General features: G+C 66.6%; 22 protein-coding genes and 1 pseudogene. 13 read left to right on the forward strand and 10 right to left on the reverse strand.

Annotation, left to right across the window (positions count from 1 at the left end; translation table 11 throughout):
* Positions 1-41: 41 nt before the first annotated feature.
* The 7 genes from NVU01S_RS13840 to NVU01S_RS13870 all read left to right on the forward strand — a co-directional run bounded on the left by NVU01S_RS13840 (position 42) and on the right by NVU01S_RS13870 (position 5,682).
* Positions 42-968 carry a hypothetical protein gene (locus NVU01S_RS13840; RefSeq protein WP_063048120.1) on the forward strand — a complete coding sequence of 309 codons (927 nt, stop codon included), beginning with the start codon at positions 42-44 and terminating at the stop codon, positions 966-968.
* A 55-nt stretch (positions 969-1,023) separates the two neighbouring features.
* Entirely contained in the window at positions 1,024-1,929 is a 906-nt protein-coding gene (locus NVU01S_RS13845; RefSeq protein ID WP_043671396.1) for a LysR family transcriptional regulator, read from the forward strand.
* A 102-nt stretch (positions 1,930-2,031) separates the two neighbouring features.
* The gene (locus NVU01S_RS13850) at positions 2,032-2,586 is read left to right on the forward strand and encodes a cysteine dioxygenase family protein (RefSeq protein WP_043671399.1); all 555 of its coding nucleotides are present in this window, start codon (positions 2,032-2,034) and stop codon (positions 2,584-2,586) included.
* On the forward strand, positions 2,586-3,839 hold the full coding sequence (locus NVU01S_RS13855) for a pyridoxal phosphate-dependent aminotransferase (protein WP_082032077.1): 1,254 nt from the start codon (positions 2,586-2,588) through the stop codon (positions 3,837-3,839). Before NVU01S_RS13850 ends, NVU01S_RS13855 begins: the two co-directional genes overlap by 1 nt.
* A gap of 49 nt (positions 3,840-3,888) precedes the next feature.
* A complete protein-coding gene (locus NVU01S_RS13860; RefSeq protein ID WP_043671402.1) occupies positions 3,889-4,488 on the forward strand; it encodes a TetR/AcrR family transcriptional regulator in 600 nt (199 codons plus the stop codon).
* Positions 4,489-4,631: 143 nt separating this feature from the next.
* The gene (locus NVU01S_RS13865) at positions 4,632-4,958 is read left to right on the forward strand and encodes a hypothetical protein (RefSeq protein WP_043671405.1); all 327 of its coding nucleotides are present in this window, start codon (positions 4,632-4,634) and stop codon (positions 4,956-4,958) included.
* A 64-nt stretch (positions 4,959-5,022) separates the two neighbouring features.
* On the forward strand, positions 5,023-5,682 hold the full coding sequence (locus NVU01S_RS13870) for an RraA family protein (RefSeq protein WP_043671409.1): 660 nt from the start codon (positions 5,023-5,025) through the stop codon (positions 5,680-5,682).
* Between the two features lie 39 nt (positions 5,683-5,721).
* Here the strand turns inward: NVU01S_RS13870 and NVU01S_RS13875 are convergent, their stop codons facing one another.
* The gene (locus tag NVU01S_RS13875; protein ID WP_043671412.1) at positions 5,722-7,146 is read right to left on the reverse strand and encodes a pyridoxal phosphate-dependent decarboxylase family protein; all 1,425 of its coding nucleotides are present in this window, start codon (positions 7,144-7,146) and stop codon (positions 5,722-5,724) included.
* Between the two features lie 148 nt (positions 7,147-7,294).
* On the opposite strand from NVU01S_RS13875, the gene NVU01S_RS13880 reads away from it, so the two are divergent.
* Positions 7,295-7,876 (forward strand): TerD family protein, encoded by a 582-nt coding sequence (locus NVU01S_RS13880; protein WP_043671415.1) that lies wholly within the window; start codon positions 7,295-7,297, stop codon positions 7,874-7,876.
* Positions 7,877-7,915: 39 nt separating this feature from the next.
* On the opposite strand, the gene NVU01S_RS13885 is transcribed toward NVU01S_RS13880, so the two are convergent.
* Complete coding sequence (locus NVU01S_RS13885) at positions 7,916-8,743, reverse strand: MBL fold metallo-hydrolase (protein WP_043671417.1); 828 nt, start codon at positions 8,741-8,743, stop codon at positions 7,916-7,918.
* 124 nt (positions 8,744-8,867) lie between these two features.
* Here NVU01S_RS13885 and NVU01S_RS13890 point away from each other — a divergent pair, with 124 nt between their 5' ends.
* A complete protein-coding gene (locus NVU01S_RS13890; protein WP_244467267.1) occupies positions 8,868-10,988 on the forward strand; it encodes a prolyl oligopeptidase family serine peptidase in 2,121 nt (706 codons plus the stop codon).
* Positions 10,989-10,994: 6 nt separating this feature from the next.
* On the opposite strand, the gene NVU01S_RS13895 is transcribed toward NVU01S_RS13890, so the two are convergent.
* Positions 10,995-11,738 carry a PIG-L deacetylase family protein gene (locus NVU01S_RS13895; protein WP_043671420.1) on the reverse strand — a complete coding sequence of 248 codons (744 nt, stop codon included), beginning with the start codon at positions 11,736-11,738 and terminating at the stop codon, positions 10,995-10,997.
* A 158-nt stretch (positions 11,739-11,896) separates the two neighbouring features.
* On the opposite strand from NVU01S_RS13895, the gene NVU01S_RS13900 reads away from it, so the two are divergent.
* Together NVU01S_RS13900 and NVU01S_RS13905 are read left to right on the forward strand one after the other, a co-directional pair.
* Complete coding sequence (locus tag NVU01S_RS13900; protein ID WP_043671423.1) at positions 11,897-13,621, forward strand: thiamine pyrophosphate-dependent enzyme; 1,725 nt, start codon at positions 11,897-11,899, stop codon at positions 13,619-13,621.
* 214 nt (positions 13,622-13,835) lie between these two features.
* Positions 13,836-15,401, forward strand: a complete 1,566-nt coding sequence (locus NVU01S_RS13905) for a peptide ABC transporter substrate-binding protein (protein WP_043671426.1) — start codon at positions 13,836-13,838, stop codon at positions 15,399-15,401.
* Between the two features lie 62 nt (positions 15,402-15,463).
* On the opposite strand, the gene NVU01S_RS13910 is transcribed toward NVU01S_RS13905, so the two are convergent.
* Positions 15,464-16,213 (reverse strand): SDR family oxidoreductase, encoded by a 750-nt coding sequence (locus NVU01S_RS13910; RefSeq protein ID WP_043671429.1) that lies wholly within the window; start codon positions 16,211-16,213, stop codon positions 15,464-15,466.
* Between the two features lie 101 nt (positions 16,214-16,314).
* Between NVU01S_RS13910 and NVU01S_RS44825 the strand changes: the two are divergent.
* A pseudogene (locus NVU01S_RS44825) lies at positions 16,315-16,458 on the forward strand (transcriptional regulator); the annotation flags it as partial.
* Between the two features lie 252 nt (positions 16,459-16,710).
* Here the strand turns inward: NVU01S_RS44825 and cyaB are convergent.
* Genes cyaB through NVU01S_RS13930 form a run of 5 tightly spaced genes read right to left on the reverse strand, consistent with a single transcriptional unit; the run spans position 16,711 to position 19,876 of the window.
* Complete coding sequence (gene cyaB, locus NVU01S_RS13915) at positions 16,711-17,277, reverse strand: class IV adenylate cyclase (RefSeq protein ID WP_167829390.1); 567 nt, start codon at positions 17,275-17,277, stop codon at positions 16,711-16,713.
* Positions 17,278-17,285: 8 nt separating this feature from the next.
* Complete coding sequence (locus tag NVU01S_RS13920; RefSeq protein WP_043671435.1) at positions 17,286-18,692, reverse strand: class I SAM-dependent methyltransferase; 1,407 nt, start codon at positions 18,690-18,692, stop codon at positions 17,286-17,288.
* Positions 18,689-19,201: a hypothetical protein gene (locus NVU01S_RS43360; protein ID WP_156161599.1), complete on the reverse strand. Its 513-nt coding sequence runs from the start codon at positions 19,199-19,201 to the stop codon at positions 18,689-18,691. Before NVU01S_RS43360 ends, NVU01S_RS13920 begins: the two co-directional genes overlap by 4 nt.
* Positions 19,202-19,245: 44 nt before the next feature.
* Positions 19,246-19,560, reverse strand: a complete 315-nt coding sequence (locus tag NVU01S_RS13925) for a hypothetical protein (protein WP_043671438.1) — start codon at positions 19,558-19,560, stop codon at positions 19,246-19,248.
* 4 nt (positions 19,561-19,564) lie between these two features.
* Positions 19,565-19,876 carry a hypothetical protein gene (locus NVU01S_RS13930; protein WP_043671440.1) on the reverse strand — a complete coding sequence of 104 codons (312 nt, stop codon included), beginning with the start codon at positions 19,874-19,876 and terminating at the stop codon, positions 19,565-19,567.
* 742 nt (positions 19,877-20,618) lie between these two features.
* On the opposite strand from NVU01S_RS13930, the gene NVU01S_RS44830 reads away from it, so the two are divergent.
* The gene (locus NVU01S_RS44830; protein ID WP_244467268.1) at positions 20,619-20,897 is read left to right on the forward strand and encodes a hypothetical protein; all 279 of its coding nucleotides are present in this window, start codon (positions 20,619-20,621) and stop codon (positions 20,895-20,897) included.
* A 62-nt stretch (positions 20,898-20,959) separates the two neighbouring features.
* On the opposite strand, the gene mobF is transcribed toward NVU01S_RS44830, so the two are convergent.
* On the reverse strand, positions 20,960-25,075 hold the full coding sequence (mobF, locus tag NVU01S_RS13940; protein ID WP_052280653.1) for a MobF family relaxase: 4,116 nt from the start codon (positions 25,073-25,075) through the stop codon (positions 20,960-20,962).
* Between the last annotated feature and the right edge of the window lie 334 nt (positions 25,076-25,409).

A 25,409-nucleotide genomic window follows, 5' to 3' on the forward strand; every position in this document is an offset into this window, starting at 1 on the left:
GAGTCAGCGATGAAAGCCGAACTGCCGCAAAGGCGTCGATGATGTCCGGGCGCAGCGACCGCGAGCAGCAGGTCGGTCTGCCCAATCCGGGTGCCGGTGACCAGGATCCGCGCCAGATCGCTTATACGTTGTTCTCGCACGCGGCGTTCAGCAACCTCGTGTGGGGGCGGGCGGGCATAGTCGAAACCTTCGAGGCGTTGAGTGCGGTCGCCCCGGCCTATCTGACCGCAGGCCCGAAATACGAGTGGCTCGCCGAGTTTCCACAGCACGGCAACGTGTACTGGTTCGCGCTGACCGGTCCGCAGGGCTCCGGTATCGCGACACTGGTCGTTTCCGGGGCCGATACGGACTTCACCACCACCGAGCTCGCGATGCCGTTACGTGAGCTGCGAGAACCGTGGCGGTGGGGGATCGGCGTGCCGGTGCAGCCCGGCGCGAATCCGCCGGCCGGCGCCAGCGTTCCCGCCGGGTTCGCGGAGATCTTCGCTTCGAGCGATCTGGTGCCACTCTCGGTCCTGTTCGACAACCCGGCGATCACTGAGCGTCGTAATGCCATGGTCAGAACCGGGAGGACAGCCGCGAGAAGGGTTACACAGGAACCGATTTCGCCCTGGCGGGTACTTCCCAAGCGGCTCGCGGCGGACGTCGGCCTGTGGTTGTTCGGCCTGATGCTCATCGCCATCGCGGGCATGGGCCATCCCGCGGGCTATCAGCCCGACGGCATCCTCGTCCTCATCGCGCTGCCGTTGCTGGCGGCGCTGGCCGCCAGGTTCGAGATCGACCGTCGGCTGGCCGTGCACGGCAACGAGGGATACATCGCCGGGTTCGCGCTAGGGTCCGTCATCTTCCTCTGGCAAGCGTTCGACAGTAACGGTGCTTGGCCGTACCCGACGTGGTTGTGGTGGGTCGCCCCCGCGTTCGGTGTGCTCGGCTACTTCGGTCTGGCCGCGCTCAGAGCGAGCAGGTAGCGCAGCCGACCTGCATGGATTGCTCTGGGGGGCAAAGCGATGCTTATTCTTGGCCATGTTCGACTCACGGCACATTCGGGTTTTCGACGAGGTCGTACGGACCGGTTCATTTGCCGCGGCGGCGCGGCACCTCGGTTACACGCAGCCTGCGATCAGCCAGCAGATGAAGGCGCTCGAACGCTCGGTGGGCACGCCGCTGTTCGTCCGGGTGGGCCGGGGTTTGCGGCTGACCGACGCGGGCGAGATCCTGGCCAGGCACGCGGCCGGGATTCTCGGCACGATCTCGGCGGCGCAGCAGCAGATGACGGCGATCACCCGGCTCAAGTCCGGGCGGGTCCGGGTCTGCGCGTTCCCCAGTGCGTGCGCGACACTCGTCCCGTCGGCGGTGGCCTCGATCAAATCGCGGCATCCGGGCATCCGGATCGAGCTGTTCGACGCGGAGCCGCCCGAATCGGTGGAGGCATTGCGGCGCGGCGACTGCGATATCACCCTCGCCTTCACCTATGACGCGGGTGAACAGCCGGAATTCGATGACCTGTACAAGGTTTCGCTGCTCGACGATCCGCTGATCGTGCTCTTGCCGCGCGGGCACGCGCTGGCCCGGCGCCGCACGGTCGAGCTGGCGCAGCTGGCCGAAGAACGCTGGATCGCGGGATGTGTGCGCTGCCGAAGCCATTTCATCGAATCGTGCGCGACCGCGGGTTTCGAACCACACATCGATTTCACCACCGACGACAATCTCGCCGTGCAGAGCCTAGTGGCGGAGGGCACCGGGGTCGCGGTGATGCCGAGCATGGTGCAGTCGTTCATCCGGCACCCGAAGGTGGTCAGCCGCCCGGTGATTCCCGCGGACTCGCGGACGGTGGCGGCGTACACACTGTCGGGTCATCAGAAGATCCCGGTCACCCAGCTCATGATGGAAGCCATCCAGTGCGCGGCCAATGCGATGACTCTGAACTGAAACCTGTTGTGTGCGGCGCTGTTCCATCCATAAGTGATCCTTGGGTATCGGCAAAATTGTCTAAGTGGACCGCACCGGTCCGCCGGCCGCATCCTGGTCCGTATGACGACCAGCACAGCCGCCCCCAGCACGCCACAGCTCGCCGATCTCGTCTGCGCGGTAAGGGAAGTCGTGCTGCTCGAACGTCCGCCCGCCGAGGCGGCCCGGCTCGTCGCCGAACGGCTCGAGCCCTTCTTGCGGCAGCCGGATCTGCTGCCCGAGCAGTACCGCGCGGGTGATCCACAGCGGTACCGGCAGCACCTGGTGCACACCGAGGACGACGGCAGCTTCTCCGTGGTGGCCATCGTCTGGCGACCGGGCCAGCAGACGCCGATCCATGATCACGTGGCCTGGTGTGTCGCAGGCGTTTACGAGGGCACCGAGACCGAACAGCGCTACGAGTTGCGCGGCGCGGGACCGAACGCGCGGCTGGTAGTGGCGGCCGACGCGACCAATGCGGCAGGCACGGCCGTCGGTTTCGCACCACCCGGAGATATCCACCTGGTGCGCAATACCGGTACGACGACGGTGATCTCGATCCACATCTACGGCGCGCACATCGGCAAACTCGGCACCAGCGTGCGCCGGGAATACCGACTGCCCATCGCGGACGCCTGATGGACGCCATGGTCGCGCCCTCGGCCACGCTGGCCCTGAACGAGAAGATCAACGCCCGGCGGGCGGCCGGCGATGACATCCTGCACCTCGGGTTCGGCGAAGCCGGCCTACCGGTCCTGCCGGAAGTCGCTGCGGCACTGGCCGAAGGGGCGACGGCGAATTCGTACACGCCCGTGGCCGGGACCATGTCCGCGCGGACGGCCGCCGCCGGGTATCTCTCGCGTGGCGGGCTGCCCACGAGTCCTGAGCAGGTGCTGCTCGCGCCGGGGAGCAAGGCGTTGCTGTTCGCCGCGATCGCGGTGCTGCCCGGCGATGTCGTGCTGCCGATTCCGTCGTGGGTGAGCTATCCGGCGCAGATCGGGGTGATCGGCAAGCGTGCCATCGGGGTGCCGATTCCCCGCGGGGTGGGTGGCGTGCCGGACCCCGACCTGCTCGAGGCGGCCCTCGCGAGTGCCCGTGCCGAGGGCGCCGATCCGCGGATACTCATCCTGACCGTGCCGGACAATCCCACGGGAACGGTGGCCGGCGCCGCCGTCATGGCGCGAGTGTGCGAGATCGCCGATCGGCACGGGCTGACGATCCTCTGCGACGAGATCTACCGTGATCTCGCGTATGACCCTGCGACACTGGGCAGTCCGGCCCTGCTGCTGCCGCAGCGCACCATCGTGACCGGCGGCCTGAGCAAGTCGATGGCGCTCGGTGGCTGGCGTATCGGATACCTCCGCACGCCGCCCGGGCGTGCCGGACAGCAACTGGCGCAACGGATCAGCGGCCTCGGCAGCGAAATCTGGTCCTGCCTGTCCGGGCCCATGCAGGCGGCGGCGACGTTCGTCTTCGAGGCGCCGGCAGTGGTGACCGACCACATCGTGGCCGGCCGACGACTGCACGCCGCCGTCGCCACCACCGCCCACACGATCTTCACCAAGGCCGGAATCGCTTGCCGCGCACCGCAGGCCGGGTTCTATCTCTACCCGGACCTGGAAAGCCTGCGGCCCGCACTCGCTCGCCGCGGTATCGAAACGGGCGTCGCCCTGGCCGACCACCTGCTCGATGATTTCGGCATCGGTGTCCTGGCCGGCGCACATTTCGGCGACACCCCCACCGCCCTGCGCTTCCGTGCCGCGACCAGCCTGCTCTACGGCAGCACCCCCGACCAACGCCGCCAAGCTCTGACCAGCACCGACCCTACGGCCCTGCCGTGGATAGCCGCGGCCCTCGACCGCCTGCACACCACCCTCCAAGCCCTGACCTGAGTAGGTCCAAATCAAGACGGACCGTCTCGTTTCGTTGTAGGGTGGGGGGATGGCGGGAGCTGGTGGACCGGATCCGGGGCGGCGGAGTGAGCGGTCGCGGAGCGCGATTCTGACCGCGACGTACGAGCTGATCTCGGAGGTCGGGTACGGGAAGTTGTCGATCGAGGCGATCGCGGCGCGCGCGGGGGTGGGGAAGCAGACGATCTATCGGTGGTGGCCGTCGAAAGGGGCGGTGGTTTTCGACGCGCTGGCCGCGCTGAGCGAGGGCGCGGACGGCGATATCACGTTGCCGGACACCGGCGATCTGGCGGCGGATCTGCGAACGGTGTTGCGCGCCACGGTCGCCGAGTTCGCCGACCCGGCATTCGAGGCGCCGATCCGTGCGCTCAACCTCGAGATCATCAACGATCCGGAGCTGGCGCGGACCTATCGGGACCGGATGGAGCAGCCGATCAAGGCGGCGAAGCTGGATCGGCTGCGCAGCGCCCAGCAGGTGGGGCAGTTACCGGCGGACGCCGACCTCGAGCTGATTCTCGACCTGCTGTACGCGCCGATCACCCAGCGCTGGCTGATGCGCTCCGGCCCGCTCGACGCGGCGTTCGCCGACGCCCTGGTCGACGCGGTACTGCGCGCTTTCGCCCTGGACTGAGCGCCGGCACCCGGCGCAGCACGCCGACCCGACCTGCGGGAGCGTTCGGCGACGCGGATCGCGGCGGCGCCCGTCGTATGATCTCCCGGCGTCGTCTCGAACCAGTTGTTTGCGCAAATCCATGGCCCGGGGAAAGGTACGAGATGGCGAACATGGCCCGAGGATTGCTGGCTACCGTCATTGTCGCCGCCACTTTCGCGTTCGGTTGCTACTGGTACGTTTTCGGCCGGCCGGATTGGTTGTGGAACGGGCCCAAGACAATTGCGATATCGGGACAGCGGTTCGCGGTCGCGGGTGTGTACGACCAAACGCGCGGACCGGTGCAGTGCCTGACCGAGCGGCGATCCATCCTGCTCACCGGGCTCGAGTATTGCGTGGTCGACGAGGCGGAGCCCGCGACGGGAGTCTTGTTCTGGTATCTCGGCGAGCTCTACACCATCAATATGCAAGAACCACTGGGGTTTCCGTAGCCGCCTCCCGGCCGGGGTAAGGTCAGGTCAATTGCATATTCCTACCCTCGAAGGGGCGGTACCGATGCCGGCCGACCAGCTTGTCGAGAAATTCCGTGCTGTCGATACCACCGCGCTGTGTGACGCCGATAAATCGACGCGGGTGCTGGACAGTGCGATTCGGCCCCGCTCAGGTGCCGTGCGGATCTTCGGTCCCGCGTTCACCGTTCGGTGCACCGGTGACTTCTTCGCGGTGCTCCGCGCGATCGAGACCGCGGCGCCCGGCGATGTGCTGGTCGTCGACGGCGGTGGCAGCGAGATCGCCTTCGCCGGTGAGCTGTTCGCGCGGGGTGCGCTCGTCCGTCAGCTCGGCGGCATCGTCGTGGACGGGGGGTACCGCGATATCGCCTACGTCCGGTCCTGCCCGCTGCCGATCTACAGCCGCTTCGTCACCCCGATGGCAGGCAGCACAACCGAACTCGGCGAGTTGCAGATCCCGGTGACCTGCGGCGGCGTCCCGGTGGTGCCCGGTGATCTGATCCTCGCCGACGAGGAAGGCGTCATCGTGGTCGCCCCGGACCGCATCGAGACGCTGCTCGACGACGCCGCCGCGGTCAAGGAGGCCGAGGCCAGGCTCGTCGCTAAATTGGCTGCGGGGGCCACGCTCAGCGACGGACTCAATGTCGCCGCGCACGCCGACGCGCTGCACCGGGGCGAGCCCTCGGCGCTCCAGTTCCTCGCCTGAGTTCGGCGAACAGCTCAGGGCGGCAGCGAGATTCGCCGGTTACACCGTGGGGCCCAGTTCGCGGATCACCTCGATCAGCAGATCCGCTTCGGGCTCGGTGATGCGCCAGTTGACGAAGGTCGGGCGCAACGCTGTCACACCACGGTATTTCGTGGTGCCCACGTAGACCCGCCCGTCCGCGAGAACGGCTGCACCGAGCCGAGCGTTGAGATCATCGAGATCGGCTTCGGCGACGCCGGGTGGCCGGTAGCGGAAACAGGTGACGCACAACTGCACCGGAGCCAGCAGCTCGAAGTCGGCGGCCGCGTCGACCACCCGGCCGAGATGCGCGGCCACGTCGAGGTGGCGTTCGACCATCTCCCGATACCCGGTCCGGCCGTAGGCACGTAGCGTCGCCCAGATCGGGAACGCACGTGCGCGGCGGGAGGATTCGGGGCCGTGCATGTTGTAGCTGAGCTGTTCGTCGTCGAGGGTCGGCAGGTAGTCCGCGCCCCAGCTGCCGAAGGTCTGGCCGAGCACGGTCTTGTCCTTGACGAACGAGAATCCGCTCTCCTGCGGCACATTGAGCCATTTGTGGCCGTCCGCAGTGATCGAGTCGGCCCGCTCCACCCCCGCGGCCAGGTGCGCGGTGCGCGGCGACACGGTGGCGAACAGCCCGAACGCGCCGTCGACGTGGAACCAGGCGCGGTACTTCTCGGCCAGTTCGGCGAGGTCCGCGAGGGGATCGCAATCGCCCGCGTTCACCTCGCCGAGGTTGCCGACGAGCACGGCAGGCGCTCCGTCGAGTTCGACCAGGGCTTGCTCCAACGCCCGTAGGTCGAGCCGTCCGGCGTCGTCACGGACGAAGGTGCGCAGCGTATCCCGGCCGCAGCCGAGTATCTGCAGCGCCTTACGGGTGCTGGCGTGCACGAGCCCGCTGGTGAACACCGGCATCCGCGGCAGTCCCGCCAAACCCTCGGCGACGACGTCGTGCCCGTGCCGCCCGGCCCACCAGTAGCGGGCCGCGGCGAGCCCGGTGAGGTTCGCGAAGGTGGCGCTCGGCGTGAGCACCGCGCCGAAGTCCGCGGGCAGGCCGAACAGGTCTTTGAGCCAGCCGAGCACCGCGGTTTCGGTGCGCGCGGCCAACGGCGACGTGACCCAGAGGCCCGCATTCTGGTCCAGCAGAGTGGTGATCCAGTCGCCGGCCAGCGCGGCGGGTGTCGCCCCGCCCACCACGAGGTGGAAGAAGCGCGGTCCGGCGCTGTGCACCGCCGCCTCGGTGCCGACGCGCAGCAACTGTTCGACAGCGGCCAGGGTGCCGTCGCCGTGCTCGGGTAGCGGACCGGTGAGTTCATCGATCAGCGGATCGGCGGCGGCGTCGTGCACCAGGCGGTGCGGCAGGCTGTCGAGATACGGTCCGGCGGCCGCGCGCACCAGCTCCATTGCGCGTGCGGCGCATTCCTGTTCTTTCAGCGGATCGGCCATACCTCTACCGAACTCTCGTGGGTTCGCTCTTGTAAATAGCCGAGTATTGAGAGCCGATGCGTATCACACATTTTCGTGGTGCGGTCCGCGGCCGGAACGAGACTTTCTCGCCCCCTTGGATTTACGAAACCGCCGCTAGTCTGAAGCCATGATCACGCTCAAGAAAGAAGACGGCGCCGCAGATCTTGCCGGTGTCACCAAGCTGAGTGTCGGCGTGAGCTGGGATCCTTCCGGGGGCACCAGCGGCGGCGCACTGGGCTGGGCGCGGCGTAAGCGCGGCGTCGACCTCGATTTGATCGCCATCCTGATGCAGGGCAGCGAGCCGGTTCGGTTCGCCGGCCTCGATTCGCTGGACCCGCTCGGCAACGGCTCGGTGCTGCACTCCGGGGACGAGCAGACCGGCGCCGCCACCGGCGACGACGAGACGGTGCACGTGACGTTCGCGGACGTGCCGGGCGGCATCGATGCGATCGTGTTCGTCGCCGCGGCATTCAAGAAGGGCAGCTCCTTCGAACGAGCCAACAACATCAGCTTCAAGGTGTACGACGCGAGCGGTGGCAGCAGCCAGCAGGTCGCCGACATCTGGCCGTCGCTGCTCGGCGCGGACAACGCGAACGCCGTCGCCCGCGCGTTCCGCAACGGCGCGAACTGGCAGCTGGAAGTGCTCAACCGCAAGGGCAAGATCAAGCAGGGTGACAAGCAGGCCCTGCTCCGCTTCGCCCTCGCGTAGCCGACCTCGGTCCGGACCGGCCCGCGCGGTGTGGGCAGGTCAGGTCAGGTGGTCGAATTCGCCGCTGACCCAGCGGATATGGCGTTCGGCGGAGCGGTGCACGGCCGGTTTGGCGTCCTGGTCCACGGTGTCGCCGCCGAGCGTGTAGAGCCGGTCGTACTCGAATTGGTCCAGCCGGTCGACGATGCGTCGCACGACGGCGGGCGAGAGCGGTACGTGCTTGGGAAAGTTGCGCTGGAACGTCACCCAGCCGGGCGCGAGGCTGCCGCTGACGGTGTCGCCGGTGAGCAGGGTGCCGTCGGCGGTGCGGGCGACCGAGCTGCCGCGCATGTGGCCGCCGACGTGGATCAGTTCGAGGCCGGGCAACGGTTCGATGCGGTCGGTCCAGTACTCCAGCACCGGGTCCGCACGCGGCACCCACTCGCGGTCGAGCGCGTTGATCAAGACCGGCACCTTGCCGAAGGCATGACTCCAGCTGACCTGTGCGGCGAACATGTGCGGATGGCTGGTGGCGACTACCGCCACACCGCCCAGCGCGCGGACCCGCTCGACGATGTCGTCGTCGATGTAGGCGGGCGGATCCCAGAGCAGGTTGCCGTGCGGCGTCTGCGCGACGAACGACCAGTGGCCGATCGCGAATCGCGGTGTGCGGCGCAGGCTGTGCAGCCCGCGCCCGTGGTCGCGCTGCTCCACCTCGTGCGGTTGTCGCGCGAGTTCCGCATGCGTCGTCCAGTGCCCGTGCGGCCCCAGGTCGCCGCGCTCCTCGATGCTCACCGCGTCGCTGGCGAACACGCAGCCGTTGTCCGGCGGCGGCGCAACGGTATTCGCGTGCTCGAGCCCGCACCCATTACAAATCCACGTCGTCATATCGACAGTCTGAAACCTCGACCGCACTCGAGGTCAACCCGTTCATGGGACGTTTTCGGTAGGCTGCCCGGGACAGCTCGGTCGGTGCAGCGAAGTGTGATCCGCAGGGAGCAGCATGAGTGGCGTGGGCGTTCGAGGTATGACCAGGGCCGTCGCGGCCGTGTGCGCGGTGGTGACGGTGGCGGCTTGTGGCGGGCGGGACGCGGCGCCGGACGATCCGTTCCTGTGGCTGGAAGAATTGGACAGTGCGCGGGCGCAGAGCTGGGTGGCGGCGGAGAACGAGAAGACGCTCGGCGTGCTGGAGCAGGACCCGCGCTACGCCGAGAATCTCGCCACGGCAAAGGAACTCGGGAACGCGCCCGACCGCCTGCCGCTGCCGCGGCTCGTGGACGGGCGGATCGCCAAACTCTGGCAGGACCCCGCGCACACGCGGGGGATCTGGCGGGTCACCTCGGTCGCCGATTACGAGTCGGCGCAACCGAATTGGACCACGCTGCTCGATCTGGACGCGCTGGCGAAAGCAGAGGACGAGAACTGGGTCTGGAAGGGCGCCGACTGCGAGTCGGTGAGTGGGACGCGCTGCCTGATCAGCCTGTCCGACGGTGGTGAGGATGCGATCACGATCCGCGAATTCGACGTGACCACAGGGCAATTCGTGCCCGACGGGTTCGTCCTGCCGCGCAGCAAACAGAATGTCGCCTGGTCCGGCGAGGACACCCTGCTGGTGTCGCGGGAATGGCAGCCGGGCGAGGTGACCACGTCGGGATATCCGTACATCGTCAAGAAGGTGCAGCGGAGCCGACCGCTCGCGGACGCGACGGAGGTGGTGCGTGGCGAAAAGACGGACGCGCTGGCGACCGCGCCGCTGCTGCTGAGTGACGGAAACGGCAACAGGCTCAACATCGTTCAGCGCTCGCCGTCGTTCTTCGAACGCAGCTTCACCCTGCTCACCGGGTCGGGCACGGCCGCCCTCGCGCTGCCCCCGAAGGCCGATTTCGCCGGCCGGGTCGGCGACCGGATCGTGCTGACCGTGCGGCAGGACTGGACGACCGCAGGCGCGACTTTCCGGGCGGGTTCGCTGGTGTCGCTGAACGCCGACGAGATGGTGAAAGATCCGCAGCGGCTACGCGCCACCCCGGTGTACCTGCCGGGCCCCACCGAGACCGCGGAGGGTGTACTCGCCACCCGCGATCGGCTGGTCGTCACCTCGATGAACGACGTGCGCGGCCGCGCCGCCATATACACTCCGCAGCCGGACGGTTCCTGGTCGGCAGCCCCGGTTCCGTTGCCGGACAACGCCGCGATCGCGACGGTGGACGCGGACGCGAAGGGCAGCGCCGCGTATCTGTCGGTGACGTCCTTTCTGGATCCGACCGCCGTGTGGCGGCTGGACACCGTGAGCGGGCAGGTGCAACCGGTGAAATCCACACCGCCCCGGTTCGATTCGTCCCGCTACGTGGTCGAACAGCACAAAGCCGTCTCGCCCGACGGCACCCAGGTGCCGTACTTCATCGTGCACGCCGCGGATCTGCGTTTCGACCGCAGCACGCCCACGATCATGTACGGCTACGGCGGCTTCGAGATCTCTCAGACCCCCACCTACGACGGTGTGCTCGGCAGGCTGTGGCTGGCACGGGGCGGCGCTTTCGTGGTGGCCAACATCCGCGGCGGCGGTGAATTCGGGCCCGCCTGGCATGAGGCGGCGCTGACCACCAACCGGCAGCGCGCCTTCGACGACTTCGCCGCGGTCGGCAAGGACCTGATCACCAGAAACATCACCGCGCCACAGCATCTCGGCATTCTGGGCGGTTCGAACGGCGGGCTGCTGATGGGTGTCGAACTCACCCAGCATCCGGAAATGTGGCAGGCCGTGGGCATTCAGGTGCCCCTGCTCGACATGGTGCGCTACGAGAAGATCGCCGCGGGGGCGTCCTGGGTGGGCGAATACGGCAGTGTCGCCGATCCCGCGCAGCGCGCGTTCCTCGAATCCATCTCGCCGTATCGCCAATTGCGTTCCGGTGTGCGATATCCCGAGCCGTTCATCTGGACCACCACCAAGGACGACCGGGTCGGCCCGCAGCACGCGCGCAAGTTCGCCGCGCGGCTCGCCGAACTCGGCAACCCGTACCTCTTCTACGAGGCGACCCAGGGCGGCCACGGCGCGGGCACCACGATCGACGAGCAGGCCCAGATGAGCGCACTGCAATACACCTACTTCATGCGCCGTCTCATGGCGTCGAGCTAGGGGAGTTCAGACGAAGAACGTCTCGGTGGTACCGGTGAACCGGTCGAGCGCGTGCGGCGGCAGCACCGCATGATCGGCGGGGTGTTCGGAGATCGGCAGGATCTGGCTGCGGAACTGCGCGATGGCGCGCAACTTGGCCTCCACCGCCGGGCCGGGCAGGCTCAGGGTGCGGGCGCGGCCGGTGGGCACCACGGGATGTTCGGGAGTCGCCCAGTGCCACATCCAGATCGGGAATTCGAGCAGCCGGGTCGGCGAACCGGCGCAGGCCGCGGCCGCGGCGCGACCCACCGCCTCGTGATCGGGGTGCCCGTCGTGGCGCCACGTCGTCGCGCACCACACGCCCGAGCGTCCGCATTCGGCGAGCACGCCGGTGATGGCGTCGGTGACCGCCGCCTCCGCGGCGGCGACCTTGCCGTCTTCGACACCCAATTGGAGCGGCGCGTCGACGCCCAATTCCGCTGCCGCACGCCGTGATTCGAGCGCACGCAGGTCTGCCAGCTCGGCCGGGGAATAGGTGGGCGAGCCGGGATGGGAACCTTCGCCGTCGGTGACCGTGACGACGGTGACCGGCAGGCCTTGCGCGCGTGCCAGCGCGATCAGCCCGCCGACGCCGAGCACCTCGTCGTCGGGGTGCGGGGCGATGACGACCAGATGCCGCCAACCCACGAGGGAAAGTTCGTGCTGGCGCTGCCGCCAGGGTGACCAAGCGCTGACCGGAGTGCCTCGGGCGGCTTGGTCGATGATCTGCATGCGTCCGGGCTACCCCGCACGGTCCGGGGCAAACGGCGGACGGGACCGGAATGTGGTTCACCTCGCTACCCGGCATGGTGTGCTGGTAGCCGGGTATGTCCGCGGAAAGACGAGGTAACGACGCCGAGAAAGACGACAGATCGCAGAGGAGCCGAGGAATGACCACGATCGCGGAAATGATTGTCAGCGCACTGGCCGAGGAGGGCGTCACCCACGTCTGGGGTGTCGTCGGCGACGCGCTCAACCCGATCACCGACGCGATCCGCCGCGACGATCGGGTGGAATGGGTCGGAGTGCGCCACGAGGAGGTCGCCGCCTACGCGGCAGGAGCGCAAGCCCAGCTCACCGGCACCATCGGGGTGTGTATGGGTACGGTCGGGCCCGGGTCGATCCATCTGCTCGGCGGGCTCTACGACGCGAAGAAATCGCACGCGCCGGTGCTGGCGATCTGTGGCCAGGTGCCTACCGCCGAGATCGGCAGCGAGTATTTCCAGGAGGTCGACAACGACACCGTCTTCCGCGACGTCGCGGAGTTCACCGCGACGGTCACCACCGCGGAGCAGATGCCGCGCCTGCTCGAGCAGGCGGTGAACGCCGCCGTCTCGCGTCAGGGCGTCGCCGTGCTGACGATTCCCGGTGATATCGGCGGATTGAAGCTCGCCGATCCCGACGCCCGCCCGCGGTTCGTCGCCCGCGATCGCACGATCGTTCCGGGCCCCGATGAGCTGCGCCAAGCCGCCGACACGCTGAACCAGGCGGAGAAGGTGACGTTGCTGGTCGGGATCGGGGCCAGGCAGGCGCGTGCCGAGGCGCTGGAACTGGCGGCGAAGCTCAACGCGCCCATGGTGCTGACGATCAAAGCGAAAGAGGGCCTCGAGGACGACAATCCGTACGCCGTCGGGCAGACCGGGTTGATCGGTAATCCCGCCGCGAACGCGGCGCTCGAGGACTGTGACGTGCTGTTCCTGGTCGGCACCGACTTCCCGTATCGCGACTGGTACCCCACCGGCAAGACGGTCATCCAGCTCGACGCGCGGCTCGAGCACATCGGCCGGCGCACCGCGGTCGACGTCGCGATGGTCGGTCATGCGGGCCCTGCGCTGCGCGAGCTGCTCCCGAAACTGGACGCGAAGAAATCGGACAAGCACCTGTCGAAGGCGCAGTCGCACTATCAGAGCTGGATGGAAAGTCAGCTGCGGCTGGCCGAGCCGAAGCACGACCGCAAATTCCTGGGCCGGATCCGGCGTCACCTGGACAATCCGGACGAGCTGATCCGCCCCGAGGCGGTCGCCGCCGCGGTGAACAAGCACGCGTCCGACGACGCGATCTTCACCTCGGACACCGGCATGTCGACGGTGTGGCTGTCCCGGTTCCTCACCATGCGCGGCTCGCGCCGGCTGCTCGGTTCGTTCAATTTCGGGTCCATGGCCAACGCGATGCCGCAGGCGCTCGGGGCGCAGATGCTCGATCGCGACCGGCAGGTCGTCGCCTTCTGCGGCGACGGCGGACTGCTGATGCTGCTCGGTGACCTGCGCACGGCCGTCACCTACGACCTCCCGTTCACCGCGGTGGTGTTCAACAACGGCAGGCTCGGCATGGTCAAGCTCGAACAGGAGGAAGGCGGCCTGCCCGAATTCGGCACCGTGCTGGACAACCCCGACATCGCCGCGGTCGCGCAGGCGATGGGCCTGCAGTCGCGCCGGGTCACCGACCCGGACGAGCTCGACGGGGCGATCGCGGAGGCGCTGCAGCAACGCAAGCCGGTGCTGCTCGACGTGGTCACCAACCCCGACGAGATCTCCGTGCCGCCCAAGCCCACGCTGGATCAGGCCTGGGGCTTCGCCATCGCCAAGGTCAAGGAGAGCATCGAGAGCCGCGCGTGACCCGTGACCCCGCCCGGCTGCCGGGCGCGGGTCTGATCATCGGTAGATCCCATGACAACCGGGCGCGGAAGGTTTAGTGTCCGAGGACATTCCAAGGTTGTCGGGATCGGGCACGGAGAGTTCCGTCGTGCGCGGGTGTATCTCGAAGACCGGTTATGAATCGGGAGAACGCGTGAGATTCACAAGAGCTGGTGCGCTGCTCGCGGCGGCACTGATGGCCACAAGCCTCGGGGCGACCGCATGTTCGTCGGACGGCGGTGCGGATTCGAGCATCGTGACCACCAACGCCGGGGAGCCGCAGAACCCGCTGGTGCCCACCAACACCAACGAGAACATGGGCGGTCGCGTGGTCGACCGGCTGTGGGCCGGGTTGAAGTACTACGACGCCGACGGCAAGGCGCACAACGAGGTCGCCGACAAGATCGAGACGACCGACCGGAAGAACTACAAGATCACCCTGAAGCCGGACTGGAAGTTCAGCGACGGCAGCCCGGTCACCGCGAAGTCGTATGTCGACGCCTGGAACTACGGCGCGCTCAGCACCAACGCACAGCTGCAGAGCTACGTGTTCAATCCGATCAAGGGCTTCAAGGACGTGTCGGCGGAGAACCCGACGGTCAAGACGATGTCCGGGCTGAAGGTGATCGACGATCGCACCTTCACCGTCGAGCTCGAATCGCCGTCCATCGACTTCGAGACCGAACTCGGTTACGCGCCGTTCTACCCGCTGCCGGAGGTGGCGTTCAAGGACATGAAGGCGTTCGGCGAGCACCCGATCGGCAACGGTCCGTACAAGTTCGCCAGCGATACCGCGTGGCAGCACAACGTGCAGATCGACCTGGTGCCCAACCCGGAATACAAGGGTGGCCGGCCGGCCAAGAACGACGGCCTGCGCTTCGTGATGTACCAGTCGTTCGACACGGCGTACGCGGACCTGCAGGCGGGCAACCTCGACACCCTCGACGTGATCCCCGACAGCGCGATGGGCACCTACAAGCAGGACCTCGGCGATCGCGCGATCACCAAGCCGATCGCGTACAAGGCGTCCATCGGCATCCAGACCTCGGTACCGCACTTCGGCGGCGAGGAAGGACTGCTCCGGCGCAAGGCGCTGTCGATGGCGATCAACCGGGAACAGATCTCGCAGAACATCTTCCACGGCACCCGGATTCCGGCGCGGGACTTCACCGCGAGCACGCTGCCCGGCTTCAAGGGCGACCTGCCGGGCTCGGAGGTGCTGCGGTACGACCCGACAGAGGCCAAGAAGCTGTGGGCCCAGGCCGATGCCATCTCACCGTGGTCGGGCACGTACGAGATCGCCTACAACTCCGACGGCGGCCACCAGGGCTGGGTCGAGGCCACGGCGAACAGCATCAAGAACACCCTCGGCATCGAGGCCGTCGGCACCCCGTATCCGACGTTCAAGACCATCCGGGACCTGATCAACGCCAAGACGATCAACAAGGCGTTCCGGTATGGCTGGCAGGGTGACTACCCGACGATGCTGCAGTTCCTCAGCGCGATGTACTACAGCTTCTCCGAGACGAACAACGTCAACTACAACAACCCCGAGTTCGACAAACTGCTGAACGATGCGCTGGCCGCGTCGACGCAGGAGGAGTCCTACAAGATCGTCGCGCAGGCGCAGACGCTGTTGTTCAAGGACATGGCCGATATCCCGATGTTCGACTACCAGGCCGCCGCAGGCCGCTCGGAGAACGTCAAGAAGGCCGAGTTGGCCTGGAACGGGCTGTTCGACTTCGAGGGAATCGAGAAGTAGCAGTTCGGCATTCGCCGGACGAGGCCCGCTGACGCGCGAAAGCGTCAGCGGGCCTTCGCTTGTCAGCCCTGCTGGGTGGGGACGACGATCATTTCGGCCACGTTCATCCGTTTGGGTGCCGCGACCGCGTAGCCGATGGCGTCCGCGATGTCCTCGGCCACAAGGGTTTCCAAGCTGTCGCGCCATTCGGCGAGGCCGGACTTCTGGCTGGTATCGCGCATGCCGTCACCGAGTTCGGTGCGCACCAGTCCGGGCTCGATGTTCTTCACGCGCACGCCACGCGGTCCGAACTCGGCGCGCAGATTACGGGTCAGATGGGCGACCGCCGCCTTGGTGGCGGTGTAGACGCCGTAGTTCGGGAACACCTGGTGCCCGCCGATGGAACCGATCAGGACCAGATCGGCGCGGCTGCCCGCGTGCGCGGCGGCGAGCAGGTCGTCGATGAAAGCCCTTCCGGTGTAGAGCAATCCGTTGATATTCGTGCCCACCATTTGATCCCACTCGGCGGTGGCGGCGGCCTCGAACGGTGCGGCGAGCATGACACCCGCGTTGGCGACCACGAGATCGACCGGGCCGAGCGCGGCCCGCACGGCGGCCGCGGCATCCAGCACGGACTGCTGGACCGTGACATCGGTGGCGACGGCGAGCACCTCGCCGCCGATCTGCGCGGCCAGTTCTTCGAGCCGGTCCTTACGCCGCCCGAGCAGGGCGACCTTCGCGCCTTCGGCCGCGAGCCGCTGTGCGGTGGCGGCGCCGATACCGCTGGTCGCGCCGGTGACGACCGCCACACGGCCGGTGAGGTTGTTTGTCATGACCACAACATTCGTGCTGGTCACGGCGCCGTGCCAGGGGAAGGACTTCCTGGTAGCGGGAGGGCCACCCAGGAACGCGGGCGCACACTTACGCTCGAAGCATGGACTCCGACAATCGACTGGGCGCTTTTCTGCGGGCACGGCGCGAGCTGGTGCGCCCGGAGGATTTCGGGATGTCCGGCGGGGGTCAGCGCCGGGTGTCGGGGCTGCGGCGCGAAGAGGTCGCGATGCTTGCGGGGGTCACGTTTAGATTAAGCACTCCATATTGGCTGGTCAGCGGTGGTTGTGTGGCAAGCCCCGAAGGGGCGCGGCAGTCTCTTCAAAATTGGGGTGGTTGGGACCGTGAGTCTCTGCTTTCGAGATCGGTCGTAGTGGTTCGGTGATCCACCCTGGCCACACCCCCGAGGTACCCCGGAACGTAAGGCGGGCACCCTGAGGCGGCGCGCGTATGCGCGCCGCTCTTGATGCCGATTCTGGACGATAAGTGTGCGAGGAGATCAGGGTGTAGCGGCCATGACGAGATCTCGGTATGGCAGGCCGATCACGGGGTGTTCGGTGATGCCGAGTTCGGCTTCTATCTCAGTGAGATGGGTGATCGCGGCGTCGGTGTCGGCTGCGGTCACCTCTGTCTCAATGAAGGTTCCGGCGTGGGTGACGATGTCGATGCTGACGATTATGTCGTCGTGTTCGGGATGGTCGTAGATGGTGCGGGCCTTCTCGACGCAGACGAGTTCGACCATGCCGATTGCGGCAAGCAGTTCGCTAGCGGCGGCGGCCTGGTTGGGGCCGCTGAGAGTCACGTTGGTTTCATGTTTGGCGATCACGTCGGCGTCATTGTGTGTGGTGGAGTCCGACGGCGGCTTGTAGGTGATCTCAGCGAACCCGTCCCGATGTCGAACACGCAGGCACTCAACGGTTTTCATATAGTCCACATCGGGGCGGCTGTAGTAGGTGTCGACCTCGGTGAGGTGCCCTGCTTCGCGGTAACCGAGTTCGGTGAGACGCTGGCGGAGAGCGGCAGGGTCCGGGAGCTGGCGTTTGCGCTCGACCTCGATCAGGTGCATAGGATGGATCATCCTCTCGTGTGTATCGCCGTGTGAACGCGGGCAAGGTTGGGTTTCGTGCAATGCTGACCGATGGTTCCGAGAGCTTGCTGTAGTGCCTCGGAGTCGGTGACGGGGATGTTCTGGAACAAAACCATCTGCTTGGCGTCGCCGAGCGGATTCGCGAGGTTTTTGCCGAGGAACCGGTTGTAGTAGTGGCGCTCTCGCGTGAAGACGTCCACCGCCTGCACGGGAATGAGGACTGAGGGGATGCTCGCCGGGGTTCCGGCAGAGTGGACGGCGAATGCTGTCAGTAGCTCGTCGGCGGTGAAATATGCGTAGGTCTCCCGGCCTTCACGTTCGAGCCAATCGGTCCATATTTGGCGACAGTTGTCGTCATCGTTTCCGACTGCTGCGAAGAATAGGTTCAAAGCGACATCGGTGACGGCGTCGAATATGTCTCCGTCGATTACATGGTGGTCGCCGTATGATTCGCTCACGGCCCGGATGTTGGCACGGTCGTTGGGCGACATGCACGCGCTATCGGTGAAGGCGAAGTGAACCCGCTTATGTCCGGCGCGGAAGTCGATCCAATCTCCTGAGAGTTGACCGTCGAGTACTGGCGTAAATCCCAGTATGCCCGAACGCCATACGTGATCACGCAGCGTAATGTAGTGGCGTTGTATTTCACGGAACAGGCCGATCGGACCATTGATGACGGCGCAGATGCGGGGGTTTAGTTCCGGTGCGGCGACGATGCGGGAGTTCTGGCGGACGATCACCTCGTCGTCGTAATGATGGTAGGGGTGGGTGCCGTGGCGGAGATAGTGCGGAAGGAAGAGGCGCAGGAACCGTAGCCACGACGGCGCACTGTAGGACTGGACAGCGGGCTCGTGTAGCGATGGCGTGTCCACGGCGTACACGTCGCGATAGACGAAGAACCCGTAGGGTTTCAGTACGTTTGGGAAGGTTCGAATCATCGTGTGTAGGCCGCTGTAGGCACCGCCGTAGGAGTAGACCTCGTGCAGCAGTGCTGAAGCGCTGATGACATCGACAGGTTCCGTGACCAGGGTCGCGATGTCCTGCGCCCAGCCGTGCACGAGTGCGCACGAACCGACTGTGTTGAAACGGTCAATGGCCTGGGTTAACGAACGTGACGTTACGCCAGGGGCCTCGATAAGTGTGAGGCGAACGTTGCGGGGATCAGCTTCGAGTTCGGACGCCAAAAAAGCAACGGCGGCACCACCGCCGGGCCCGATCTCGATGATGCGAGGGTCGGCGTCGGCCACGCGCGTTAGCGCGCGGTGCACGAGTAGACCCTTTTCGCGTCCGTGGTCGTTCGCGGCCACATCGAGGTAGGTTACCTCTGATTTCTGTTGCTGAGCAAAGTGATTCGATGTACCGAAGATCGCGCAGCGTGCGGATTCAAGCATCATTGGATAGCCTCGGTTTCCGAGGGCCGATGGTTTTTGTAGCGGATAGTGTTGACGTAGGTCGATATGTGGTCGAGGAGATAGGTCAGGCTGGGCAGCACGTTGCTGGCAGGTTCCGCAATCCACCAGCGGATATCGGCACGTTCTTCAGGTGGGGACGGGAGTGTGATCGACTCGGAGCGGGGAACGATTTCTATTCCGAGTTCGGACAGATGTTCCGGCAGAGTGCAGTCCGATTGACCTGGCGTAGTGAGCCACACCCATCGATCGCCGAACCGGCTTCGCAATGGCTCGTCGGATACTTTCTCGGCAATGACTGTTCTAGCGGTTGACCCGTAGGTGACCAAATGGTTTCGGAGATCTCGGCCCAACCTGCTGGGCATCGCTACTGCGGTGAGGATTCCTGAGGGTATCCATATTCGGTCCATGGGAGCATTGAGCCAGGCTTGAAATCCCATCGCCGCGTATTGTTTCTGTCGGGCGATCGTTGAATCTGTTTCATAGAATCTCATCGTGTCGACTCCGAGTGCTGGGTTGTTTGCGGGGCGCGAGGCGATCAGCGTTGCCGACTGGTGTCGGGCACCATTCGTCCGGCTGCAATGAGAGCCTGCTGCGCTGCGGCTTTGCGCGGACATTCCTCTGCGCGGCATCCTCGGTGGCGCTGCATGGTCACGTGGGCCTCGGGGGTGCCCATGATGTAGTCAGGTGCCTGATGCGGCCACGAGATCAGCCGCACGTCAGAGTCGGCGGGCTTGCTTTGCTCGGTCCGGCTCGTGGCGTGTTCGGTGCGCCACTCGGCTTGGACGCGGTCAACGATTTCTTGCACGGACAAGCCGTCCGTCTCGGCATCTCGCCACCAGTTGAAAGCCACGGCCTTACTCCTGCGAGCCTGATGCCACGGCAAGACGTTCCGGGTGCGGGTCGAAGGCCACGGGCGGCCAGCGGTGCCCGCGTTTCCAGGTCCGCTGCGGCGCGACCATGATCAAGTCGCAGAGTTCGGTCACCGCACGACGTACGGGCCAAATGTGGCGTTTGTCGGGCACAATCAGCGCGTCGGCGTCGTTGTCGAGGACGTAGCGCACCAGCCGCAAAGTCGGTGCGAGAGTTTCCGAGCCGACGACCAAATCCTGTATCAATTCGAACCCCCACCGGCCAGCCAACTCGCGAGCCGCCGCCTGATCGCTCAACGTGTTGACACCTGAAATCGATTGCCGCACATAGCAAATAGCAGTTGGCCTCATATCGCGCCCTTCGGTTGGTTGCACATGCGTGATGAGTGAGCACCCACCGCCAGGTGCCTTGCGAGGGAACGGGACCGCTATCGGCGGTTTGGCTCCGGTTCAGCGTGTCTGACGCGAAGTGCAGAAACGACGTCTAATCGGGCGTCTCTTAGCTGCCACAGCAGGCGACATTTGGGTGTCATTTCTCCGGGCGACGGGCTATCGTGGCGCTATGGTGACCGGACCGAACACGGCTTTGCGCGCTGCGCGAATGGGGCGTTTGATGAGTCAAGATGACCTGGCTCGGGCGCTCCGCGCGATCGGCTGCACGAGCGCGAACAAGCGGCTTGTGCAGCGATGGGAGTCCGGTACGACCCGAACGCCTCGCCCCTCTCACGCCAGCGCGCTGGAGCGGGTTCTGGGGATGCCGATCGAGCACTTGGGGTTTGTCATGGCACATGTAGCAGACGACGGCAGAGGGGGCCACGATGTGTCCTTGCCGAAGTCGGCGACCGAAAACATTACGACCACGACTACACGAGCCCGGCCGAACCCTGGAAATTTTTCGGGCATTTGGTTGTCGCACTATCAGTACTACTCCTCAGGTCGGCAAGAGACCTTGAGCACGGGGCACTATGTCGTCATCCTTCAGCACGGGGACCACCTCACGGTGAGAAGTTTGTCCGGCTCAGCGCCGTCGAGCGTGTCCATGGAGTTGGATCTCGACGGCGGTGTGGCGACAGGTACGTGGACTGAAGACACGGACCCGAGTGGCTACTACCGAGGCGCGCGGTACAGCGGTGCCATTCAGCTGCTGGTCGAGCCGACCGGTCATCGTCTTGTGGGCAAATGGATCGGCTACGGCAAGAACTTCGACATCAACTCGGGGCCTTGGGAATTCGTGTTGCAAGATGCCTCTACGAGCAAGTCTGCCATCGCAGCGTACGACCATCCTCCGGACTTCGACCAGGTAAAGCGACTGGACTGAGATCCGGGGACTGACTCGGTTGGATTTGAATATTTAGTTGGCGATCAATCGCAAGTTGCGATCTACCAGTCGATATCGTGGCCCGTGTCGGGTTGTGGCTGGTAGGGGTCGTATTGGTCGACGCTGTAGTCGTCGGCGTATTCGGTGTGGTGGCCGAGGTTCGCGTCGTTGATGGCGTCTGCGATTGATTGCCCGGCCGGGCCGGGGTCGTCCGCAGCAGGGGTGGTGTGGCTGTCGGGTTGCGGGGCGGGGAGGTCGTTTTCGTCGATTTCCAGGCGTGACCAGAGTGCGGCGGCGGGCATGTCGTCGGGTAGTGGTCGTCGCCCAGCGGCGTGGGTGAGTTGGTGTTCGATGTCGATTCCGGCGCGGGCGGCGGCGTCGAGGTGGGTGGCGATGATCGGCCAGGTCGGGTCGGTGCTGATGCGAGGGTCGATGCGGTCGACGGTGGCGGCCCACTGGTGTTGGGGTAGTTGGGTATAGCCGTCGTTGTCGAGGATGCGGCGTTGGAGTTGTTGCTGATAGGCGCGTTCGATGGTGGTGTGGCGGATTGGTCCGGTGGGGCGGTGGTCGGTGTCGGGGATGTGGAGTCCGGCCCGCCAGATAGCGAGGTCGGCAACGAGTTCGGGGGCCTGGAGGAGGTTTCGCGCCCAGCGGGGCGCGGTGGCCGGGGTCCAGGCGCGGGCGGTGTCGCTGATCTGGGTGGCGAGTTCGGTGACGATGTGCTGGCGGGCAAGCACGGGCGCGAGAGTCTCGGAGTCGAGCACGTCCGGGGCGCTGGTGGGTAGTCCGGGTGTCCATGGGAGTGGGCCGGGTCCGGTGGAGTGTGTTCCGGTGGGGTCGAGTCGCCAGTCGAGTACGGCGGCAGGATCGGTGGCGGTGTCGAGTTCGCGGGCGGTGATCGCGGTGCGGAGTGCGGTGATCGGGTCGGTTCCGGTGAGGGTGAGCGTGGCCAGGTGTTGGCGGAGGACGGGGTAGGCGGGGCTGTCGGTGAGTCCGGGTAGGAGTTGTTCGGCGGTGTGGTCGATGGTGTCGAGTCGTGCTGGGCCGCAGTGGTGTTCGGCGGTGAGGGTGAGGGTGTCGAGGTAGGTGTCGATGGCGCGGCCGATGCGGCGGGTGGGGTCGAGGGCGTCGCGGAGTTCGGTGTGGGCTGAGGTGGCGGTGCCGTCGCGGTCGAGGATGTGGTGGAGGTGTTCGACGGCGGTGCGGGGGTATTGGGCGGGCAGGGTGTAGATGTCGCCTTCTTCGCCGGTCAGGGCGGTGGTGAGGTAGGCGTGGTTGGCGTGGCGTCCTCGTGTCATCGCGACGTAGAACTGCTGGCGGGTCTCGCGTCCGGACAGGGCGATGTGGCAGGTGTCGGCGGTGATGCCCTGGGCGGAGCCGATGGTCGCGGCGTATCCCAAATGCAGGTGCTCGAGCACGTATTCGGCAGGCAGGCGCACGAGGGCGGTGGTGTCTCGGTCGTGGACGCGGCGCGCGAGAGTGACTGCGCCGTCGGGATGGACTTGGCGGAGGGTCCAGGTGTAGCCGTTGCGGACCCAGTCGTGTGTGCCGACGCGTAGGCGGGGGTCGTTGCGGCGGGTCCGCACGGTGTCCCCGACCGAGGCGAGCAACCCGTCACCGAGCACGACATCCAGGCCGGGGTGAGTGCCGGTGCGGGCGAGGCGTTCGGCGCGGGCGCGGATGTTCAGGGCGGTGACGATGTCGCGGGTGGGGGCGAGCATGACCGCGTGTGCACCTGCGGCGGTGTCGGTGGCCCAGCCTTGGTAGGTGTCTTCGTAGACGCTGCCGAGGTGTCCGGTGTGGATGCGGCCGTGGTCGAGGTACCAGGCCAGCGCGAGCGGATCACCGACACGCAAGCCTTTCGAGGCCAGCGCTTCGCCACGGCTGGCGAACCGCACCACCTCGGTGAGGGTGACGGGCTCCTGTGGTGCGGCGTGGGCCATGTCGGCAGCGGCGCCACCGGCATCGATCGAGGGAAGCTGCCGGTCGTCGCCGAGACATCGCACGGTCGCGCCCCGGCTGGTCAGATACCGCAGCAGGTGCAGGCGTTTGGTGGTCGGCACCGTGACGTGTTCATCGAGGATGACCAGGGTGGTGTCATCTATGTCGAGGACCCATTGCGGCAGGTGCGGCAGTCGCTCACCGGTGAGGGCGGCCGGGTGGTGGGCGTTGAGGACGTGCAGGAGTTTGTCGACGGTTTCGGCGCGGGCAGCGATGGCGTGGCCCAGTTCGGAGGCGGCGTTGGCGGTGGGGGCCAGGCCCAGCACGGTCCCGCCGGCCGATCTCCATGCGGTGGTGAGTACGGCCATGGCGGTGGTCTTGCCGGTTCCGGCCGGCGCGTTCGCGGTGTGCACGCGCAGCCCGGCAGCGGCGAAGGATTCGATGACCCGGACCTGGCCGGGGTTCAACGGCTGGTCCGGGTGCGTGGTGTCGTAGTCGCGGACCGCGACGGCGACATGTCCGGGGTCCAGGACACGTCCGCCTGGTTCGACGGCCAGGGCGATGAGGTCGGCCTCGGCGGCCAACGTGGACGCGGTGGTGTAGATCTGGGAATTCACGCGGGTGTGCACGGGGGTGCCGTCGTCGCGGCGCAGCCACGCCGGGACCGCCCGCAGCTCGGGTTGCTCGGTGAGGTCTGGATCACCGCGCGCGACAGCGGAAGTGGGTGCGAGCGCGTGAGCGCACACCTGCGCGGCGATGCGCGCCCAGTCCGCGGGGGCTACGTGTCCGCGGAGTTGGCGTTCGACTTCGGCGCGGAGGTTGAACTCGCGCCAGGTCGCGCGTTTGTCCGACACTGCCGCCAACGCCTGGGCGCTGATGCGTGCGACGAACGCGTCATCGGGTGCCGGACGCGCGACGGGCGCGACCGACAGCACGCGCGTGATGACGCCGTAGACCGCCCCTGGGCTGCCGAGCAGCTCAGCGGCTTCGGCTCGCCAGTGCGCGCGTTGCTGGGTGCGGGAGCCCGGAAGGTGTTTGCGTGGGCGGGTTTCCAGGGTCGCGCGCTGGGCCAGGCGGTGGACTTCGCCGGGTTCGGGTTCGCGTCCGAACGCGGCTTGCCATGCGGCGGTGAGGGTATCGAGCCGGTCGGTGATCGCGGCCCCGCGCCGCGACCACAACTGAATCAGCGGCAGTGGCACGCCGACGATTTCGCGGACACGGACCTGGTCGGGGGCGCGGTCGAGGCGGTCGGTGAACCGCAGGCCGAGCGCGGTTTCGAGGTGGTGTTCCAGTCGGGTGTCATAGATTTCGGAGACCGTGACCGCTGCCTCGTGGAGGGTGGTGCCGTCGATGGTGCGCCATTTCCCGTCAGCGGTGCGGACGCGGTTGGCGATCAGTACATGGGTGTGCAGGTCGGGATCGGCCGCGCGGGAGTCGCGGTGGTCGAACGTCGCCGCTATCGCGCCTTGCACCTGGACCTGGCGAACACCGTTGCGCCCCAACCGGGTGAACAACGCCTCGGACTCCAGCCACGTCAGCGCGTCGGCGACCGCGTGGCGGTGCGCGGCGGCGATCATGCCCGCCAACGGTGGTGAGGCGATCGCCCACAGTGCTGACACGCTCTTGACCGGACTGAACGTGAAGTCGTACCCCGCGACCGCCGTGCGATCCGGACGGGAGTTCTTGACCACCCACCCCGACAACTCCCGCGCGTCGAGCGGTGCACGTTCGTATTCGGCGGTGAACATCTCGGTCGCCACGTCGGTGCTGATCCGAGCGCGAACATCATCGGGGATGGGTGCGGTGGTGCACGCGCCGACGCTGGTGTTGTAGTCGCGGTACGCCTGGGCTTTGGCCGCGCGGTAGCCCGAGGTGGAGGTGTAGACCGGGTAGCGGTTACCGAGCCTGGTGGCCTTCTCGCCCATCCGAGCCGCCTGCACGCGCGGCATCCCGGCAGCCTGGTGGCGGGCGGTGGCGCGAGCGCGGACCTGTTCGGCGTCGGGATGGATCCCCTCGCCGAACAGATTGCGCATCTGCTCCTCGCTCACCTCGCTACCTGGGTCGATGCCGAGCGCGGAAAGTCCGGTGCCGCGCCAGGTTCCAGGAGATTCGCCGTGCTCGTCGTAGTACTCGGCCAGCGAGGCGCGCCCGCGCGCGCTGGTGTCGTTGGCGGCGGTGTTTCGCAGGTAGTACTGGTAGCCGTTGCCTGCGGCGACCTTGTGCATCGTCGCGACCATGCCTCCATGAAGCGCCTACTACACTTCGTAATTCAAGAGGGCAACCCTTAAATATATCCGAGCGCAACGATTTTCAAGGCGATTCGACCCCGAGATGCAAGATGTCTGCTTGTTGAGAAGCGAGAAGATACGGGGGTGGGGTATGAGAAGGGGAGGTGGCGAGAGTGGGTGTGTGCGTGAGGTATAGGGGCGGTGGCGCGCGGGTGGATGTAGGGAGTAGCGGATGTAGGTGGGTGAGGACTCGTCGGCGGGGTAGCTGAGGGAGTCCGATGCAACCGACACGCGCCGGAACACGCGGGCGCGCGCCCGCCGAGCGCGGCGCGCCCGGCGGGCG

The organism is Nocardia vulneris (genome assembly GCF_001613425.1).
GTDB lineage: Bacteria > Actinomycetota > Actinomycetes > Mycobacteriales > Mycobacteriaceae > Nocardia > Nocardia vulneris.